General features: G+C 47.6%; 1 protein-coding gene. It reads left to right on the top strand.

What is annotated here, in order from left to right:
* Positions 1 to 1,165 (top strand): hypothetical protein (locus tag BKK54_RS11780; protein WP_158074631.1); only part of this gene is annotated, 1,165 nt, incomplete at both ends.

Here is a 1,165-nt window from a genome sequence, read left to right as displayed (position 1 = left end):
AAGGTCCGACGATAACTATTCCGGAAGCGAAAGATGGCATTAATGCGAAAGAGCTTGAGGATGGCATTCAGGTAGAGGTAACGCCACCGTCATCGAATGTGAACCCGGGTGATAAAGTCATTGTAGAATTGAAAGATAAAGAGGGGAATCCGGTATTAGACACAGACGGCAATCCGGTGAAAGTAGAAAAAGTTATCCCGGTAGACTGGACGGCAGGCCAGCCGATAGAGGTCACGATTCCGAAATCGGCTTTCCCGACAGAAGATGGCAAAGTGAAAGACGGTGATTATAAAGTTGTGGGTAGAATTGAAGACCCGGCGGGTAATGTATCGAAAGAAACGGAAGAGCCGATAAGTCTTGACAGCACAGCACCGAGTGCACCTAAGCGCGTAGAAATTGGTAATGGAGATGAGTTTATTACCCCATCAGAGCTAATTGATGATGAGAAGGGTAACAAAAAGGTGCAGGTGAAGGTTGAATTACCGGATGATGTGAAAGCGGGTGATAAAGTTGTGTTGAGTCCGGAGGGTGGAGAAGCGGTAGAGAAAGTTCTGACACCGGATGATATAACGGCAGGTAAAGTGACGATTGATGTTCCGGCTCCGGAAGAGGGTAAATCACTGAAAGTTGCGGTGAAAATCGTAGATAGAGCGGGTAATGAGGGACCGTCATTGGTAGACGAAGCTATACGTGATACGAAGGTTCCAGGTGATACAGACGGTGATGGTCAAGTTGGTGACAAAGACGATAGCCGGAGAGAAGTTGAGTTACCGATTGATAAAGATGGTGATGGCAATAACGACAAAGTGCCGGCTAATACGGATGGTGCACCGAATATTGTTTTTGGTGAAGATAAAAACAATGACGGTACATTGAATGCCCAAGAAGTTGGTGAAGATGGTCAAACCCCGGTCTTTATTACTATCCCGGATGGGACAGAGGTAGGAGACACGTTGGTATTGAGCGTGAACGGTACAGAGAAACAGGTAGCGGTGACGGAAGCGATGCTGACGAAAGGGTATCACGAGGAAGGTGTTCCGGTGATGCGGGATACGACGGAGATTCGGGTTGTGGCCAAAGTAGTCGATCCGGCAGGTAATGAATCGAATGAAGGTAATGAAGTCGTGAAGGTTGACACTCAAGTGCCGGGAGATAAAGACGGCGA

It is taken from the genome of Rodentibacter genomosp. 1, from assembly GCF_001999285.1.
In the GTDB taxonomy this organism is placed as follows: domain Bacteria; phylum Pseudomonadota; class Gammaproteobacteria; order Enterobacterales; family Pasteurellaceae; genus Rodentibacter.
This window is presented reverse-complemented; position numbering and strand designations above follow the sequence as displayed.